Source organism: Caulobacter sp. SRI_008 (genome assembly GCF_057586355.1).
In genome coordinates this window covers 225399-240706 of the sequence record NZ_JBYCZS010000002.1, presented here as the reverse complement: position 1 = coordinate 240706, position 15308 = coordinate 225399, and the positions used below count along the sequence as shown (strand labels likewise).

Below are 15308 nucleotides of genomic sequence, written 5' to 3'. Positions count from 1 at the left end.
AGAAACGCGCGATCACAAGAAGCGGGCGGACACCGAAGGCTGGCCCCGCCATAATGTCGCCATGCCGACGCCGAGCCCTCGCCTCATCCTCGACCGCGCGCCAAGCCCGATCGGCGAGATGCTGCTGGTCACCGACCAGGACGGCCGGCTGCGCGCGGCCGACTTCCACGATCACGAGGATCGCCTGCATCGCCTGCTGCGGCTGCACTACGGCCAGACGCCGCTGGCGAGCGGCCCGGCGCCCGCCGCGATCCGCCAGGCGCTGGCGGCCTATTTCGGGGGTGACCTCGCCGCCCTGTCGGCCATCCCGTGGGCGACCGGCGGCACGGCCTTCCAGCAAAGCGTCTGGCGAGCCCTGGGCGAGGTGACGGCGGGAACGACCCTGACCTATGCCGGCCTCGCCGCCCGCATCGGACGCCCGGCGGCCGTGCGCGCCGTCGGCGCGGCCAACGGCGCCAACCCGCTCAGCATCGTCGTGCCCTGCCACCGCCTGGTCGGGGCGGACGGGTCACTGACCGGCTACGGCGGCGGCGTCGAACGCAAGGCCTGGCTGCTGACGCACGAAGGCGCGCGGTAGCGGAGACACGGTCAGCGATTGACCGGCTTGCGGCTTTCTCTGATCGCCTTCCTGGGCCTTGTGCCCAGGACCCATCGTTCAGCCGCTCAGACCTTTCGAACATGTCCAAGGTCTGAGCGGTCGCCAGCATGGACCCTCGCCACAAGGGCGAGGGAGGCGACCATTGATGGTGTGATGAAGCGAGTCCGCCTTTCGCCCGTCCTAGACCAGCATGCTGGCGCCGACGCGATGCAGCGGCAGGGCGCCCTGGTTGAAGAACGGCAGGGCCAGGGTGAGCCCCATCAGCAGGTCCAGGACGATGCTGCCGTAGTTGAAGCGGCCGCCGGCCTTCTGCATCAGCATGGAGACGAAGCGCCCGAAGGCCGCGCCGAACCAGGCCACCGCCAGCACCAGGGCCATGGCCGCGCCGGCGCTGGACTGCCAGCCCAGGAACAACGCCGCCGCACCGTGCGAGGCGATCAGCAGTCCGCCGAAGGCCCGGCCCTCGGTGACGGCGGCGCTCTCTTCCTCGCTCTTCAGGCCCGCCAGGCCCAGCATCGAGTCCGGCCGCGCCAGCACCAGCCCGCCCAGCACGCCCCCGATCACGCAAGCGACCACGGCTAGGATCAGCGACAGGGCGTAGCTCGACATCAGGGGCGGTCTCCGAAAAGGACTCAGACGGGCGGGACTCGGGCGGGCGGGACTCAGACGGGCGCGTGGCAGACGGCTTCGACATTGAACCCGTCCGGGTCCAGAACGAAGCCGCCGTAATAATGTTCGTGGTAATGAGGGCGAAGTCCGGGCGCGCCGTTGTCGGTCCCGCCGACCTTGATCGCCGCCGCGTAGAAGGCGTCGACGTCGGCCCGGGTCTTGGCCGCGAAGCACACGTGCAGCTTGCCGCTCGTCCCGCCGCCGCCCGAGATCCAGAACTGCGGACGCTGGGCGCCATAACCGACCACGTCGATGCCGCCGGTGTGCTCCTTGGGCACGGCGTAGAGGCGCTTGATCCCCAGCGGCGCCAGGGCCGCGTCGTAAAAAGCGGCCGAGCGCTCGAAATCGGCCACATCGAACCCCAGATGATCGAACATCGAAGACCCTCCCTTTTCGTCCCCGTTTCGCCGCGCCGTTTACCGCGATCGTAAAAAGTTCGCCGGCGTCGTCCTTGACTCCCCAAGGGCCGGCGCCTAACTCGTGCCTGGCGTTGGCACTCGATGGGAGCGACTGCTAACAGCGACGCTCCCTCGGCCTAACGAAGCCTTTTACAGAAACCGTTCCGACGGAGAAGACACATGAAATTTCGTCCCCTGGGCGACCGCGTCCTCGTGAAGCGCGTCGAAGAAGAAACCACCACCAAGGGCGGGATCATCATCCCCGACACCGCCAAGGAAAAGCCGCAAGAAGGCGAAGTCGTCGCCGTCGGCCCGGGCGCCCGCAACGACAAGGGCGACCTGGTCGCTCTCGACCTGAAGGCCGGCGACCGCATCCTGTTCGGCAAGTGGTCGGGCACCGAAGTGAAGGTCGACGGCAAGGACCTGCTGATCATGAAGGAAAGCGACGTCCTGGGCGTGGTCGAAGCCTAATCGGCTTCCCTTCCCGACGGCTTCCTTCCTCACGAAATTCTCAAGATTAGAAAGGCGCCCACCATGGCCGCTAAAGACGTTTATTTCGGCTCCGACGCGCGCGACAAGATGCTGCGCGGCGTCAACGTTCTCGCCAACGCCGTGAAGGTGACGCTCGGTCCGAAGGGCCGCAACGTCGTCATCGAAAAGTCGTTCGGCGCCCCGCGCACCACCAAGGACGGCGTCTCGGTCGCCAAGGAAATCGAACTGTCTGACAAGTTCGAGAACCTCGGCGCGCAGATGATCCGCGAAGTGGCTTCGAAGACCAACGACAAGGCCGGCGACGGCACCACCACCGCCACCGTGCTGGCTCAAGCCATCGTCCAGGAAGGCCTCAAGTCGGTCGCCGCCGGCATGAACCCGATGGACCTGAAGCGCGGCATCGACAAGGCCGTCGCCATCGCCGTCGAAGACATCAAGAAGTCCTCCAAGAAGGTCACCACCAACGGCGAAATCGCCCAGGTCGGCACCATCTCGGCCAACGGCGACAAGGAAGTTGGCGAGATGATCGCCAAGGCCATGGACAAGGTCGGCAACGAAGGCGTCATCACCGTCGAAGAAGCCAAGACCGCCGAAACCGAACTCGACGTCGTCGAAGGCATGCAGTTCGACCGCGGCTACCTGTCGCCGTACTTCATCACCAACGCCGACAAGATGGAAGTTCAGCTCGAAGAGCCGCTCATCCTGCTGTTCGAAAAGAAGCTGTCGTCGCTGCAGCCGCTGCTGCCGGTGCTGGAAGCCGTCGTCCAGTCGGGCCGCCCGCTGGTGATCATCGCCGAAGACGTCGAAGGCGAGGCCCTGGCCACGCTGGTCGTCAACAAGCTGCGTGGCGGCCTGCGCGTCGCCGCCGTCAAGGCTCCGGGCTTCGGCGACCGCCGCAAGGCCATGCTGGAAGACATCGCCATCCTGACCGGCGCCCAAGTGGTGTCGGAAGACCTGGGCATCAAGCTCGAGAACGTGTCGCTCGACATGCTCGGCCGCGCCAAGAAGGTCTCGATCACCAAGGACGACACCACCATCGTGGACGGCGTCGGTGAGAAGGACGCGATCGAGGCCCGCATCGCCCAGATCAAGCGCCAGATCGAAGACACCACCTCGGACTACGACAAGGAAAAGCTGCAAGAGCGTCTGGCCAAGCTGGCCGGCGGCGTCGCGGTCATCCGCGTCGGCGGCTCGACCGAAGTCGAAGTGAAGGAAAAGAAGGACCGCGTCGACGACGCCCTCAACGCGACCCGCGCGGCCGCCGATGAAGGCATCGTCCCCGGCGGCGGCACCGCCCTGCTGAAGGCCTCCAAGGCCCTGGCCGGCGTGACCGGCGACAACGACGACCAGACGGCCGGCATCGCCATCGTCCGTCGCGCCCTGCAATCGCCGATCCGCCAGATCGCCGAGAACGCCGGCGTCGAAGGTTCGATCGTGGTCGGCAAGATCCTGGAAAACGACAGCCCCTCGTTCGGCTTCAACGCCCAGACCGAGCAGTATGTCGACCTGGTGACCGACGGCGTCATCGACCCGGCCAAGGTCGTGCGCACCGCCCTGCAGAACGCCGCCTCGGTGGCCGGCCTGCTGATCACCACGGAAGCCGCGATCGTCGAAGCCCCCAAGAAGGGCGGCGGCGCTCCGGCCGGCGGCGGCATGCCGGGCGGCATGGGCGACATGGATTTCTAAGAGAAATCCATAAAGTCGCCCATCCTCGAAAGAGATCGGGATCGGCACGCCGATCCCGAGCGGCGACATGGACTTCTAAGAAGTCCGGTCAGCACCAGCTGAACCAAAGAGAAGGGCGGGGCCGCGAGGCTCCGCCCTTTTTCTTTGCGCCTGGACCCGTCTACCGCGTCACGCCCCGGCGAACCCACAGCGCCTCGACCGTCTTGTCGATCTTCAAGGCGCGGGCGATGTCGGCGTCGCCCTCGGCGTCCAGTCCCAGCCGACGCTTGACGACGCCGCGCATGAACAGAGGCGAGGCTACGCGCGGATAGGCGTTGAGCACCGCCTGGTAGTCAGCCAGGGCCAGGGCGTACTCGCCGCGCCGAAAGCGCACGAACCCGCGCGTATCCACTGCATCGCTCGTCGCGCCAAGACTGACCGCCTTTTCGCTGTCGGCGAGGGCGCGGTCGAGGTCGCCGCCGCGCAAGGCCTCGATCCAGGCCACGTGGCTCCATGCGTTCGGCCGGGTTGGCGCAAGGCGCACCGCCTCGGCGTAGTCGACCGCCGCGCCGGCCAGATCGCCCGAGGCCTCGCGGACGAAGGCGCGCTCGGTGATCACCGGCGCGAAATTGGGCTCCAGCTTCAGCGCCTCGTCATAGGCGGCGATGGCGGTGGCGTGGTCGCCTTTCTTGGCGGCCGCCCGCGCCTTGCCCAGCGCCCTCGCCGTGGCCGCACTGACGGATTTGTAGCCGGCGTCCGCCGCGACGGCCATCGAGGACAAGCCGCCAAAGGCGACAACCGCCGCCATCAGCGGCGCGAGACCCAAACGCATGATGCAACCCCCATTCGCAACGCAGCGACGCTACCCGCCGGGCGACACCGTCGCAATGACGCGGTCATCGAAGCCCCGAGACGGTTCGGACCGCCCGGGCGGCGCCCGGTTTCCTTGCCGACCGAAGAACAGTCGATAGCGAACTCGCACCCTGGTTGCTCCAGCAGCCAAGCTCCACTAGCAACGACATGGAACGTCGGGGGACGGGTGGATGAACTTGCTGATCGCGGCGATGATGATGGCGGCGGCGACCGCTGGCGCGGACTGTCCGGCTGGCGGCGATCCGTCCATTCCGCGGGTCCGCGCCAACTGGAAGACGCCCCTGTCGGCCGAAAGCGTCATGTGGGCCTATCCGCCCCAGGCCGTGGCCACCCGCCAGGGCGGCAAGGCCGTGATCCAGTGCACGATCGACACCTTGGGCAAGGCGACCGAATGCTTCGTCGTCTCCGAAACGCCGACCGAATTCGGCTTCGGCGAGGCCGCCGTCAGTCTTCGCCCCCTGATGGAGTTCACGCCCGAGCTCCGCTGCGGCAAGCCGACCTCGTCCACCGTGACGATCCCCATCACCTTCTCGCCACCGGCGGAGCGCAAGGTCGCCGCCGGTCCGATGCCCGCGCTGGCGGACCAACTGCTCGGTCGCCGGCTGGCGCTGGCCCTGCGCATTGGCGACGACGCGGAAGCCGAGCTGATGGCCTACGGCGCCACCATGCTCTATCGCACCGACAGGCCCGTACCGCCCGAGCAACGACGCGCGCTGTACGAGATGCTGCAGGAAACGCGCCCCAAGGCGCGCCAGATCGTGGTCGAGGCCGCAGGCGTCGCCCTGGCCCGCGAGATGAGCTCGGCCGACCTGGAAGCCGCCGTCGCCTTCTACGAGGGCCCGGTCGGACAGGCCCTCGTGCGGGCCCAGGGAAACTTCCGCTACCAGGCCGGCAACGAGGCCCAGGCCGCCGGGGCCTCGATCCGCAACCTGCTCGACACCCAGTTCTGCCTGATCACCGGGATCTGCAAGGACGAGACCGCTCCCGCGCACGGCAATTGAACCTGGGCCGCCGGACCGCTACATCCGGCCCATGTTCCGACAGCGCCCCGACGCCGACATGATCCCCCAGGGCTGGGTGATCGCCGTGATGGTCGAGGTCGCCGGCGAGCGCACGCCCGTCCCGCACTACTTCGCCGTCGGCAAGGCCGACCGGGCCCTGGCCGAATGGGCGGCGACCGACCTGGCCCAGCAGGCCGGAACCATCGCCTCCAGCCCCGTCGACGGCCGCGAACCGGTCGACGCCATGCGCCAGATCCTCGCCTACCGCATGCGCGAACTGGGCCTGAAGACCGGCGAGGCGCGGGCGCTGGGGGACAAGTATCCGAGGCGTTGGCTGTTCTAGAGGCCTGAGCGGAAGGCGGATTCCCCCTCCCCCGTAAAATCCCCGCGAAAGCGGGGACCCAGGTGTTTTATCGTCGAGCACCACGCGTTGCAGAAAAAGCCTGGGTCCCCGCTTTCGCGGGGATTTTGCGGAGGATGGGACGGCCTCCTCTCGTTGAGAGCACGTGATCGCGCCCTTTCCCCTTACGCAATCTTCTGCGAGCCGTTCGCATTGCCCAGGGCCGCCTCAGGCCCTAAAGCCTGAGCACGAGACGACGAAGGCCGACCGCCATGATGCTGCAGATCCCCGACGTGCTGAGCCCCGATGAAGTGGCCCGCTGCCGCGCGATCATCGACGCCGCCCCGTGGGTCGACGGCAACGCCACCTCGGGCTTCCAGGCGGCCATGGCCAAGAACAACCAGCAGCTGCCGCAGGACGGCACGGCCGCCCGCGAGGTGGGGGCGATCATCGTCCAGGCCCTGCAGAGCAACCCGCTGTTCGTCTCGGCCGCCCTGCCCCACACCATCCTGCCGCCGCTGTTCAACCGCTATGGCGAAGGCATGGGCTTCGGCGACCACGTCGACAATTCGATCCGCCGAAACCCCGCCACGGGCGCCCAGATCCGCACCGACCTGTCGGCCACCCTGTTCCTGACCGATCCCGAGGACTATGACGGCGGCGAACTGGTGGTCGAGGACACCTACGGCAGCCACCTGGTCAAGCTGCCGGCCGGCTCGCTGATCCTCTATCCGGCCTCCAGCCTGCACCACGTGACCACGATCACGCGCGGGGCGCGCACGGCCAGCTTCTTCTGGATCCAGAGCCTGGTGCGCGACGACGCCAAGCGCGCCCTGCTGCTCGACATGGACGTCTCGATCCAGCGCCTGGCCAGCCAGGTCGGCCAGGGCGACGCCTCGGTGCTGTCGCTGACCGGGACCTACCACAACCTGCTGCGGATGTGGGCCGAGGTCTGAGCCCGCGCAGTCCGGCGGGCACGCAACCTCAGGCGGCGGAATCAGTCATAGTGATCCCAGTGTCCGAACGGAGGGGATCATGGGTTCGATGTCGTGGCTTCATTGGGTGGTGCTGCTCGCCGTCCTCGCGATCTTCTTCATTCCGGTCGCGCGCATCTTCAAGCGCGCCGGCTGGTCGCCCTGGCTGACCCTGGTGGCCTTGATCCCCGGCGCCTCGATCGTCCTGCTCTGGGTGTTCGCCTTCGCGCCCTGGCCGGCGTTGGACGGCACCAAGCCGCCCATCACCGACTAGGGTTCACCCCGCCTTCCTCAGCGCCTCCGGCACCGGCGCCGGGCAGTACTGGCGCAGGAAGTCGCCGTGGCTGGGCAGGGTGTCGACCAGATCGCTCAGCATAGGGGCGGACTTGTCGAGCAGGCCCTTCACCACCCCGGCCGGCAGGGTGTCGACCAGCTGCTGGTAGCGCTGGGGCCGGATGCCCATGCCTTCCATCACCGACTGCCAGCTGGGGGCGCGGAACATGTCGTCGACGCCGTCGCGCAGCACGCCGCTGGCCTTGAACAGCGCGATCCGCTCGCGAAGGCTCTCGGGCGGGGTGACCTGCTGATAGGCCCGCCAGAACGGCGTGTCGTCGCGCTTGGTCGTGAAGTAGTGCAGCACGATGAAGTCGCGGATCTCCTCGTAGTCGGCCCGCATGCGCCGATTGTACTCGGCCGCCAGGGTGGCGTCACAGTCGCGGTCGGGGAAGAACCGCAGCAGATAGTCGACGCCGCGATAGATCAGGTGCAGGGCCGTCGACTCCAGCGGCTCGATGAAGCCGCCCGCAAGCCCGATGGTCACGCAGTTCTTGTTGAACAGCTGCTTGCGCATGCCGGTCTTGAACGGCACCAGCCACGGCTCGCGCACGGCCTCGCCCTCGACCTGGCTCATCAGCGTCGCCCTGGCCTCGTCGTCGCTGCAGAACTGGCTGCAATAGACGTAGCCGTTGCCGGCCCGGTGCTGCAGCGGGATGCGCCAGCGCCAGCCGGAGTCCTGGGCCTGGGCCAGGGTGTAGGGATGTGGGTCACGGATGTTGGCGGTCTGCACGGCGATGGCGCGGTCGCACAGCAGCACGTCCGACCAGTCGAGGAACTCGGTGCCCAGGGTCTTGCCGTTCAGCAGCGAGCGGAAGCCCGAGCAGTCGATGAAGAGGTCGCCCGAGGCCTCGCGGCCGTCCTGCAGGATCACCTTGTCGATAAAGCCGTCGGGCCGCGTGGCGACGTCGCTGACGATGCCCTCGGTGCGCTTGACGCCCCGGGCCTCGGCGAACTTGCGCAGGAACTTGGCCAGCAGGGCCGCGTCGATGTGCACGGCGTAGTTGGCGTTGGCGATCATGGTGCGCGGGGCCATGGCCGGCGACATGAACTTCCAACGGTCGGCCATCACCGAGGCCGGGGCGAAGTCCTGCAAGGCGGCGGGATGCCCCTCGGCCTTGCCGCGCAACCAGACCTGGTAGAACTCGTGCACGTCGACCGGCCCGCCGATCAGGCCGAACGGGTGGTAGTAGACCTCGCCCTTCTGGCGCCAGTTCTCGAAGCGGATGGCCAGCTTGAAGGCGGCTTGCGTCTCCTGCATGAACTCGACCTCGTCGATGCCGAGGCCGCGGATCAGCTGCAGGAAGGGCGGGATGGTGCTTTCGCCGACGCCGATGATGCCGATCTGCTCTGACTCGATCAGCTCGATCTCGCAGGGGCTGTCCTTGAGATAGTGGCTGAGCATGGCCGCCGTGATCCAGCCTGCCGAGCCGCCCCCCACGATCACGATCTTCCGCAGATTGTTGGCCATCGGGCCTCTCCCGTCGTCTTGTCTTTTATCGTTGTCGTCTATTCGGCGGCCGCCGGCTGGGCGGCGACGTAGCGGCGCAGGAACTCGCCGTGGGTGGGGGCCTCGGCGACCACCCGGGCCACGCCCGCCCGCATCTGGTTTAAGCTGGCCGCCAGGGCCGCGCCGTCGATCCCGTCCAGCGCCGGATCCCAGCCTTCGGGGCGGATGTCGAAGCCGTCGAAGATCGCCAGCCAGCTGGGCGGCTGGAACATCTCCCAGCGATAGCGGGCCACGTGGCCGCGGGCGCGGAACAGCTCGACCTTGCGGGCCAGGGTCTCGGGGATGTCGGCGTCGCGGGTGGTGCGCCAGAACGGCGTGTCGCCGCGCTGGGCGGCCTTGTAGTGCAGGATCACCAAGTCGCGCACCCGCTCCATCTCGCGCCGCGACCAGTCGTTGAACTCGTCGATCACCGCCGGGTCGAAGCGCCGGTCCGGGAACAGGGCTTTCAACTTCTCGATGCCGGTCTCGATCAGGGCGATCGAGGTGCTCTCCAGCGGCTCCAGGAACCCCGACGCCAGGCCCAGGGCCACGACGTTGCGGTTCCACACCTGCTTGCGGCGGCCCGGCGTGAAGCGGATCAGCCGCGGCTCGTGCAGCAGCCTGTCGGGCACGGCGGCGACCAGCTCGGCCTTGGCCGCCTCGTCGCCGATATGGCGGCTCGAATAGACATAGCCGTTGCCGTAGCGGTGCTGCAGCGGGATGCGCCAGCGCCAGCCGGCGGCGTGAGCGGTGACGTCGGTATAGGGCGGCGGTTCCGCGCCTTCCGGAGGTTGGCTCTGCACGGCCAGCGCCCGGTCGCAGAACAGCCACTGCGACCAGTCCTCGTAGCCGGTCTCCAGCGCCTCCTCGATCAAGAGGCCCCGGAAGCCCGAGCAGTCGATGAAGAGGTCGCCCTCGATGGTCTGGCCCGTATGCAGGTCCAGCGAGGCGACGAAGCCGTCGTCGGGCCGCAGATTGACCTTCACGACCTTGGCGTCGATGCGACGCACGCCGTTGGCCTCGGCCACGCGGCGCATCAGCTGGGCGAACAGGCTGGCGTCGAAGTGCAGGGCCCAGTCGAACACCGACAGGCTGGACGGCGGATTGGCGGCCGGCACGGTGAACTTGCCCGCCGCCGCCAGGCTGGCGCCCAGGCAGTACTCGCCGAACGCCCCGACCTCGCCGCCGGCGCGGGCCTTGGCCCAATAGTGCTGGAAGGCCACCCCGTTCAGGTCCTGGCCGTAGAGGCCGAAGGGGTGGATGAAGGCCGAGCCCGGGGCCATCCAGTCCTTGAAGCGGATGCCGAGCTTGCAGGTCCCCTGCGTGGCGCGCAGCACCTCCAGGTCGTCGAGACCGAGGTTGCGATAGAAGGCGCGGATGGTGGGGATGGTCGCCTCGCCCACCCCGATCGTGCCGATCTCGGAACTCTCGACCAGGGTGATGTCGATCGGCGCCTGGCCGAAGTGGCGACGCAGGGCCGCGGCCGCCATCCAGCCGGCGGTGCCGCCGCCGACGATGACGATGCTGCGGATGCGCCCTTCGCGGACGTCTTGGCTCATGGCCGATCCTCCCCGACCGAAACTGGCGCCCGAAGGCGCAAACGGAAAGCACCTGCTGAAACAAAAAAGACCCGTCGCGGCGGCCCTAGGGGAGCCGCCGCGACGGGCGCAGGAGGAAAGTCAGATCACCACTTGGCGCGCAGGCCGATGGTGTAGCGAGGCTCGAACTCGTTTTGCTTGATGTACTGCGTCTTGCCCTTGGCGAACCGGGCGTAATAGGTCTCGATCTCGCCCGAGACGTTCGAGCCGTTCAGATAGACCGTGACGTTGTCGCGGATGTTGTAGCTGACGTTCACGTCCACGTAGCCGGTGGCGTCCTGGTAGATCGGGATGTTGTTGCTCATCACCTCGGCCAGGCGATCGTTGCGATAGTTGTAGGCCACGCGGGCCTGCAGCTTGTCGTCCTGATACCAGCCGACCAGGTTCCACTGGTGCTTGGAGTTGTCGACGAAGGGCAGCTTGTGGCCGTCCAGGCCGACGCGCGACTCCTCGCTCGGCGAGTAGGTGTAGTTGGTGTCGATGCCGAAGTTGGATAGGATCGGCATGTCGGGGATCACGTCGGTGAAGGCGATCTTGGCCCCCACTTCCACGCCCTCGACCGAACCGCTCTGGCCCTGCACCGGCAGCGAGACGTTGACCGGATCGCTGAGCGAGCCGTCACCGTTGGTGAACCGGCCGGTGGTGACGCCGCTGGTCACGAAGCTGTCGATCTTCAGCTTGAAGGCCGACAGGTTGAACATCGAGGCCCGGCCGAAATAGTACTCGACAGCGCCGTCGAAGTTGTCCGAGCGCCACGGATCCAGCATCGGGTTGCCCGACGAGCTGGCGCCGGTGACGCAGCGCACGCCCGGCTTCACCGAGCCGCAGTCGGCGGTGAAGATCGACAGGCCGCCGCCGTAGTTGCCCAGGTCCAACGGCTGCATCGTCTTCGAGAAGGCGAAGCGGAACTTCCAGTGGTCGCCCAGGTCGTAGACCGCGTTCAGCGACGGCAGCCAGTCAGTGTACTTGCGGCGGGTGACCGTGTCGCCGACGTCGGCGTTGGTGTCGCCGTAGGCCAGGGTGTCGCCGGTGTTGTTCTGCTTGACCAGCAGTTCGGTCTGGATGACCCGCAGGCCGAAGTTGCCCGACAGGTTGCCGATGGAGAAGTCGGCCGCGCCGTAGGCGCTCTGCTCCTTCAGGTCGACGTCGTAGGTCTGGCCGGGCACCTGCACGCGGGTCGCGCCGCCGAACACCTTGTTCTGGAAGGCGACGATGTCGTCGAAATCCTTCGGGTCGATGGCCCAGAAGCCGGGCATGCCCGAGGTGACGCCGCCCAGGTCGGTGACGAACTGGATGTTGTTGTAGGTGTAGAGCTTGGTCGGACGGTTGACGGTGTAGGGCTGGAACTCGGGCACGCCGGTGATCGGGTTGGGCACGAACTCGCCCGCCGAGCACTGGTTGTTGTCCATGGCCACGTCGATGGCCTTCCACTGCGCCATGCAGCCGGCGGCCGGAACAGCCGTGCCGTTCTTCTGCACCGCGCCCGCCACGCCGCCGTAGAACGACGAGAACAGGTGGAACTGCTCGACGCTGATCGAGCGGTCGCTCTGGCGGACGCCGGCGTCGACCTTGGTGATGAAGCCCAGGAACTTGTCGTCGAAGCGGTAGTGGCCGTCGGCGCGGAACACGTTCATGTCCGACTCGACCTCGTTGTTGCCTTCCGACGAGAAGGCCCCGATCGCGTAGCTGTCCTTGTTGGCCATGTAGTCGCGCAGGGTCTTGCCCGCGCCCAGGCCGCCCGAGATCGGCGTATCGAAGCCGCTCCACACTGGGTGGCCGCCGCTGATGTCGTAGTGCAGCTGCGGGTTCTCGCCGTAGCCCTGCGGGTTGGGTGTCAGGTAGCAGCCGCCGGCCGAGCCGGCCACGGCGTTGCTGCGCTGGCTGGCCGGATACTGGTCGCAGATGGCCTTCGGATAGAACGGGCCGCGGGTGCGGTCCTGCGCGTTGCGGAACAGGTTGAAGCGGTTGGGCGCGTACTGCCAGTTGCTGAGGTCGCCCTGGGCCTGGCCGTTCATGCTCAGCTTTTCACCGTTGGCGCGGATGGCCCGCACCTCCGAGGTGAACTTGCCGCCGTTGTCGTACTTCAGTTCGAGGTTGTAGTTCTTCGATTCCGACTTGGTGACGCGGTTGACGCTGAACGAATTGATCCACCAGGCGTCGATGTCGTACTCGCTGACGGCCTGCCAGCCGCCGATGCCCACGGGCTGGAAGTCGGTCGGCTTGGTCCAGTTGCCGAAGGCGCCGCCGTCCCAGCGGTTGGAGATGTTGATGCCGATGGCGCGGTTGTACTCGTCGAGCTTGGCGTAGAAGCCTTCCGCGATCAGGGTGAAGCCTTCGCCCAGGTCGGCCTCGAACGACACGTTGACGCCGGTGCGCTTGCGCTCGACGACGCGGTTGAAGCTTTCGTAGCCATGCGGCGAGATGAACGAGTTGGGGTTGGTGCCGCCCCAGTCGTTGTTGCCCGACAGCGCGACGGTGCCCGAATAGTTGTTGCCCAGGTTCGACTTGCTCTGGGCGGCCGACACCAGCAGGCCGACGCGGTCGTTGCGCCAGCTGGCCAGGATGTTGCCCAGGTAGTCGTCTTCGCTGGTGCGGTCGCCGCGCTGGCCTTCGACCGCGCCGGCGAGCGTGAAGCCTTCCGACATCTGGAACGGCCGGCGGGTGCGCAGGTCGATGGTGCCCGAGATGCCCGACAGGGCGTTGTTCGGGTCGGTCGACTTGTAGACCAGCACCTGGTTCATCAGCTGCGAGGGCACGTCCAGCAGGTTCGGCTGGGCCTCGCCCATATTGCCGGCGCTGAGGTACTGCTCGCCGTTCAGCAGGGTGATCACCTGCTTGAGGCCGCGGATGTTGACGGTCTTGCCCTCGCCGGCGTCACGCTGGATCTGCACGCCGGTGATGCGCTGCAGCGAGTCGACGATGGTGACGTCGGGCAGCTTGCCGATGTCTTCCGACGAGATGGCGTCGACGATCGAGGCTTCCTTGCGCTTGACGTCGACGGATTTCAGCTGCGAGCCGCGCACGCCGGTGACGACGATCTCGTCGACCGCGGTCTCTTCGGTGGTCTGCGCCAGGGCGGTTGTGGTGATGACGGCCTGAGACGCGCCGGCCAGCAAGGCCAGGGTCAAGCCGCGAGTCCAGACGGACTTCGAACGTGGTGTGGTCAAGTCGATCGCTCCCCAATGTCTTTGTTCTTGCGTTCGGGCCGCGACGCTCTTTGCGCGCCGCGGTGGGTCTTGAGCCCGGGTCTCGGCCTTCACGCCAACCTGCTTCTGGCGGCCTTGACCCGGTGATGTCCTGTCGGCGACCCCCGGCGCCGGAACGGTGCTGCGAGACAGCCCTCAGTCGCCGCTCACGGTGGCTACATTCCCAAATGTCCCGAGCAAGTCAACAAGAATGTCAACGTTGTCATTTCTGAAAATCGCCGGAATGCAACATGTCCGCGAGGCGCTCAGGCCCGATCAGATCGAGCCCGAGAGACGGGATAATTCCCTATTATATAAGGCATTTTACCTCACACACTTCGGCCTGAGCGACAAAGGAGACAGCGCTGCCAACCCCGCTTCGCCTCAACTCAATAAAATCTACGGGCGAGGCCACGAAGGGAATCAAAACCGCAGAGCGCGGGCGACAAGGACGCCGAGGCCACGCCGAAATGTCCGACAAGACATTTACAGGACAACACAATGTCCGACGGTAAGACAATTTTTGACCCGAACCTGTCCCATCGCATGACAAGCCGATCCAGCTGCGGTATGGCTGGTCAAGGGAGCCGTCCGGCCGCCGTCCTGCCGGGCGCGCGGCGACGGCCGAGTCGGGTGCGGATCCTCTAAATGTCGACGATTCACGATGTGGCCCAGCGGGCCGGGGTCTCGGCCAAGACGGTCTCGCGGGTCCTCAACGACCACGCCAGCGTCACCGCCAAGACCCGCGACAAGGTCCGCGAGGCGATGTCCGCCCTCGGCTACCAGCCCAGCGCCGTGGCCCGCCAGTTCCGCGCCCAGGGCTCGTCAGCCGTCGGGGCCCTGATGGGCGACCCCAGCGGCGGCTATCACACCCGCACGCACCACGCCCTGCTGCTGGCCTGCCTTGAGACCGGCCGCCACCTGACGGTCGAGCTGTTCGACGGCCCGATCGCCGGCTGGCAGGACCGCATCCGCGCCTTCGTCGAGGACGGCGGCATCCGCGAGGTCGTGCTGCTGCCGCCCGAATGCGATTTCGGTCCGCTGAAGGCGCTGCTGCGCGAGCTGGAAGTGCGCTGCGTGCTGATCTCGCCGACCACGCCCGACCCGCACTTCCCGGCCATCGCCATGGACGACCGCGCCGCCGCCCGCGAGGTGGTCGAGCACCTGTTCAGCCTGGGCCATACCCGCATCGGCCACATCTCGGGCCACCCCGACCACGCCGCCAGCACCCATCGCCGCAATGGCTTCTTCGAGGCCTACGCCGCCGCCGGCCTGCCGCGCCCAGCCCCGGAACTGATCGTGCAGGGCGAGTTCACCTTCAAGACCGGCCTGGACGCCGCCAGGCTGCTGCTCGAGATCGACGAGCCGCCGACCGCGATCTTCGCCGCCAACGACGAGATGGCCGCCGCCACCTGCATGGAGGCCCAGCGCCGCGGCCTGCGCATTCCCGACGACATCTCGGTGGTCGGCTTCGACGACGCGCCCATCGCCGGGGTCATCTGGCCGACCCTGACCACCATCCGCCAGCCGTTCGAGCCCATGGCCCTGCGCGCCCTGCAGACCTTCGCGGCCTGGAACAGCGGCGAGTCGGGCCTGCGCACCGGACCGTTCCTGGCCCAGCACAGCCTGGTGATCCGCGAATCCACCGGCCCGGCCCGCAAGGGTCCGCCGGCCAAGACCAGCTGACGGAGCC

The 15308-nt window shown here is 67.3% G+C and carries 14 protein-coding genes; 8 read left to right on the top strand and 6 right to left on the bottom strand.

What is annotated here, in order from left to right:
- The first annotated feature begins 61 nt into the window (after window positions 1-61).
- Window positions 62-577 (top strand): methylated-DNA--[protein]-cysteine S-methyltransferase, encoded by a 516-nt coding sequence (locus AC2YHT_RS03175; protein ID WP_487288137.1) that lies wholly within the window; start codon window positions 62-64, stop codon window positions 575-577.
- Between the two features lie 201 nt (window positions 578-778).
- On the opposite strand, the gene AC2YHT_RS03170 is transcribed toward AC2YHT_RS03175, so the two are convergent.
- Window positions 779-1207 (bottom strand): DUF4345 family protein, encoded by a 429-nt coding sequence (locus AC2YHT_RS03170; protein WP_487288136.1) that lies wholly within the window; start codon window positions 1205-1207, stop codon window positions 779-781.
- Between the two features lie 53 nt (window positions 1208-1260).
- Window positions 1261-1644 carry a VOC family protein gene (locus AC2YHT_RS03165; protein ID WP_487288135.1) on the bottom strand — a complete coding sequence of 128 codons (384 nt, stop codon included), beginning with the start codon at window positions 1642-1644 and terminating at the stop codon, window positions 1261-1263.
- Between the two features lie 201 nt (window positions 1645-1845).
- On the opposite strand from AC2YHT_RS03165, the gene groES reads away from it, so the two are divergent.
- Complete coding sequence (gene groES, locus AC2YHT_RS03160; protein ID WP_110119081.1) at window positions 1846-2136, top strand: co-chaperone GroES; 291 nt, start codon at window positions 1846-1848, stop codon at window positions 2134-2136.
- Between the two features lie 63 nt (window positions 2137-2199).
- Entirely contained in the window at window positions 2200-3843 is a 1644-nt protein-coding gene (groL, locus tag AC2YHT_RS03155; RefSeq protein WP_487288134.1) for a chaperonin GroEL, read from the top strand.
- 160 nt (window positions 3844-4003) lie between these two features.
- Here the strand turns inward: groL and AC2YHT_RS03150 are convergent, their stop codons facing one another.
- Window positions 4004-4654 (bottom strand): tetratricopeptide repeat protein, encoded by a 651-nt coding sequence (locus AC2YHT_RS03150; protein WP_487288133.1) that lies wholly within the window; start codon window positions 4652-4654, stop codon window positions 4004-4006.
- 211 nt (window positions 4655-4865) lie between these two features.
- Here AC2YHT_RS03150 and AC2YHT_RS03145 point away from each other — a divergent pair, with 211 nt between their 5' ends.
- From AC2YHT_RS03145 to AC2YHT_RS03130, 4 genes are all read left to right on the top strand, one after another.
- Window positions 4866-5696 (top strand): TonB family protein, encoded by an 831-nt coding sequence (locus AC2YHT_RS03145; RefSeq protein WP_487288132.1) that lies wholly within the window; start codon window positions 4866-4868, stop codon window positions 5694-5696.
- A gap of 31 nt (window positions 5697-5727) precedes the next feature.
- The gene (locus AC2YHT_RS03140; protein ID WP_110119078.1) at window positions 5728-6039 is read left to right on the top strand and encodes a hypothetical protein; all 312 of its coding nucleotides are present in this window, start codon (window positions 5728-5730) and stop codon (window positions 6037-6039) included.
- A gap of 269 nt (window positions 6040-6308) precedes the next feature.
- Window positions 6309-6992: a Fe2+-dependent dioxygenase gene (locus tag AC2YHT_RS03135; protein ID WP_487288131.1), complete on the top strand. Its 684-nt coding sequence runs from the start codon at window positions 6309-6311 to the stop codon at window positions 6990-6992.
- A gap of 88 nt (window positions 6993-7080) precedes the next feature.
- Window positions 7081-7284: a hypothetical protein gene (locus AC2YHT_RS03130; RefSeq protein ID WP_487288130.1), complete on the top strand. Its 204-nt coding sequence runs from the start codon at window positions 7081-7083 to the stop codon at window positions 7282-7284.
- Window positions 7285-7287: 3 nt separating this feature from the next.
- Here the strand turns inward: AC2YHT_RS03130 and AC2YHT_RS03125 are convergent, their stop codons facing one another.
- From AC2YHT_RS03125 to AC2YHT_RS03115, 3 genes are all read right to left on the bottom strand, one after another.
- Window positions 7288-8814: a tryptophan halogenase family protein gene (locus tag AC2YHT_RS03125; protein WP_487288129.1), complete on the bottom strand. Its 1527-nt coding sequence runs from the start codon at window positions 8812-8814 to the stop codon at window positions 7288-7290.
- A 38-nt stretch (window positions 8815-8852) separates the two neighbouring features.
- Window positions 8853-10391: a tryptophan halogenase family protein gene (locus AC2YHT_RS03120; RefSeq protein WP_487288128.1), complete on the bottom strand. Its 1539-nt coding sequence runs from the start codon at window positions 10389-10391 to the stop codon at window positions 8853-8855.
- A 125-nt stretch (window positions 10392-10516) separates the two neighbouring features.
- Window positions 10517-13597, bottom strand: a complete 3081-nt coding sequence (locus AC2YHT_RS03115; RefSeq protein ID WP_487288127.1) for a TonB-dependent receptor — start codon at window positions 13595-13597, stop codon at window positions 10517-10519.
- A 666-nt stretch (window positions 13598-14263) separates the two neighbouring features.
- Between AC2YHT_RS03115 and AC2YHT_RS03110 the strand changes: the two genes are divergently transcribed.
- Complete coding sequence (locus AC2YHT_RS03110) at window positions 14264-15301, top strand: LacI family DNA-binding transcriptional regulator (protein WP_110119074.1); 1038 nt, start codon at window positions 14264-14266, stop codon at window positions 15299-15301.
- The last annotated feature ends 7 nt before the right edge of the window (window positions 15302-15308 follow it).

Bases quoted from the DNA above. Each gene is read 5' to 3' on its own strand.
- AC2YHT_RS03175 (WP_487288137.1), top strand. From the start codon at position 62: ATGCCGACGCCGAGCCCTCGCCTCATCCTCGACCGCGCGCCAAGCCCG.
- AC2YHT_RS03170 (WP_487288136.1), bottom strand. From the start codon at position 1,207: ATGTCGAGCTACGCCCTGTCGCTGATCCTAGCCGTGGTCGCTTGCGTG.
- AC2YHT_RS03165 (WP_487288135.1), bottom strand. From the start codon at position 1,644: ATGTTCGATCATCTGGGGTTCGATGTGGCCGATTTCGAGCGCTCGGCC.
- groES (WP_110119081.1), top strand. From the start codon at position 1,846: ATGAAATTTCGTCCCCTGGGCGACCGCGTCCTCGTGAAGCGCGTCGAA.
- groL (WP_487288134.1), top strand. From the start codon at position 2,200: ATGGCCGCTAAAGACGTTTATTTCGGCTCCGACGCGCGCGACAAGATG.
- AC2YHT_RS03150 (WP_487288133.1), bottom strand. From the start codon at position 4,654: ATGCGTTTGGGTCTCGCGCCGCTGATGGCGGCGGTTGTCGCCTTTGGC.
- AC2YHT_RS03145 (WP_487288132.1), top strand. From the start codon at position 4,866: ATGAACTTGCTGATCGCGGCGATGATGATGGCGGCGGCGACCGCTGGC.
- AC2YHT_RS03140 (WP_110119078.1), top strand. From the start codon at position 5,728: ATGTTCCGACAGCGCCCCGACGCCGACATGATCCCCCAGGGCTGGGTG.
- AC2YHT_RS03135 (WP_487288131.1), top strand. From the start codon at position 6,309: ATGATGCTGCAGATCCCCGACGTGCTGAGCCCCGATGAAGTGGCCCGC.
- AC2YHT_RS03130 (WP_487288130.1), top strand. From the start codon at position 7,081: ATGTCGTGGCTTCATTGGGTGGTGCTGCTCGCCGTCCTCGCGATCTTC.
- AC2YHT_RS03125 (WP_487288129.1), bottom strand. From the start codon at position 8,814: ATGGCCAACAATCTGCGGAAGATCGTGATCGTGGGGGGCGGCTCGGCA.
- AC2YHT_RS03120 (WP_487288128.1), bottom strand. From the start codon at position 10,391: ATGAGCCAAGACGTCCGCGAAGGGCGCATCCGCAGCATCGTCATCGTC.
- AC2YHT_RS03110 (WP_110119074.1), top strand. From the start codon at position 14,264: ATGTCGACGATTCACGATGTGGCCCAGCGGGCCGGGGTCTCGGCCAAG.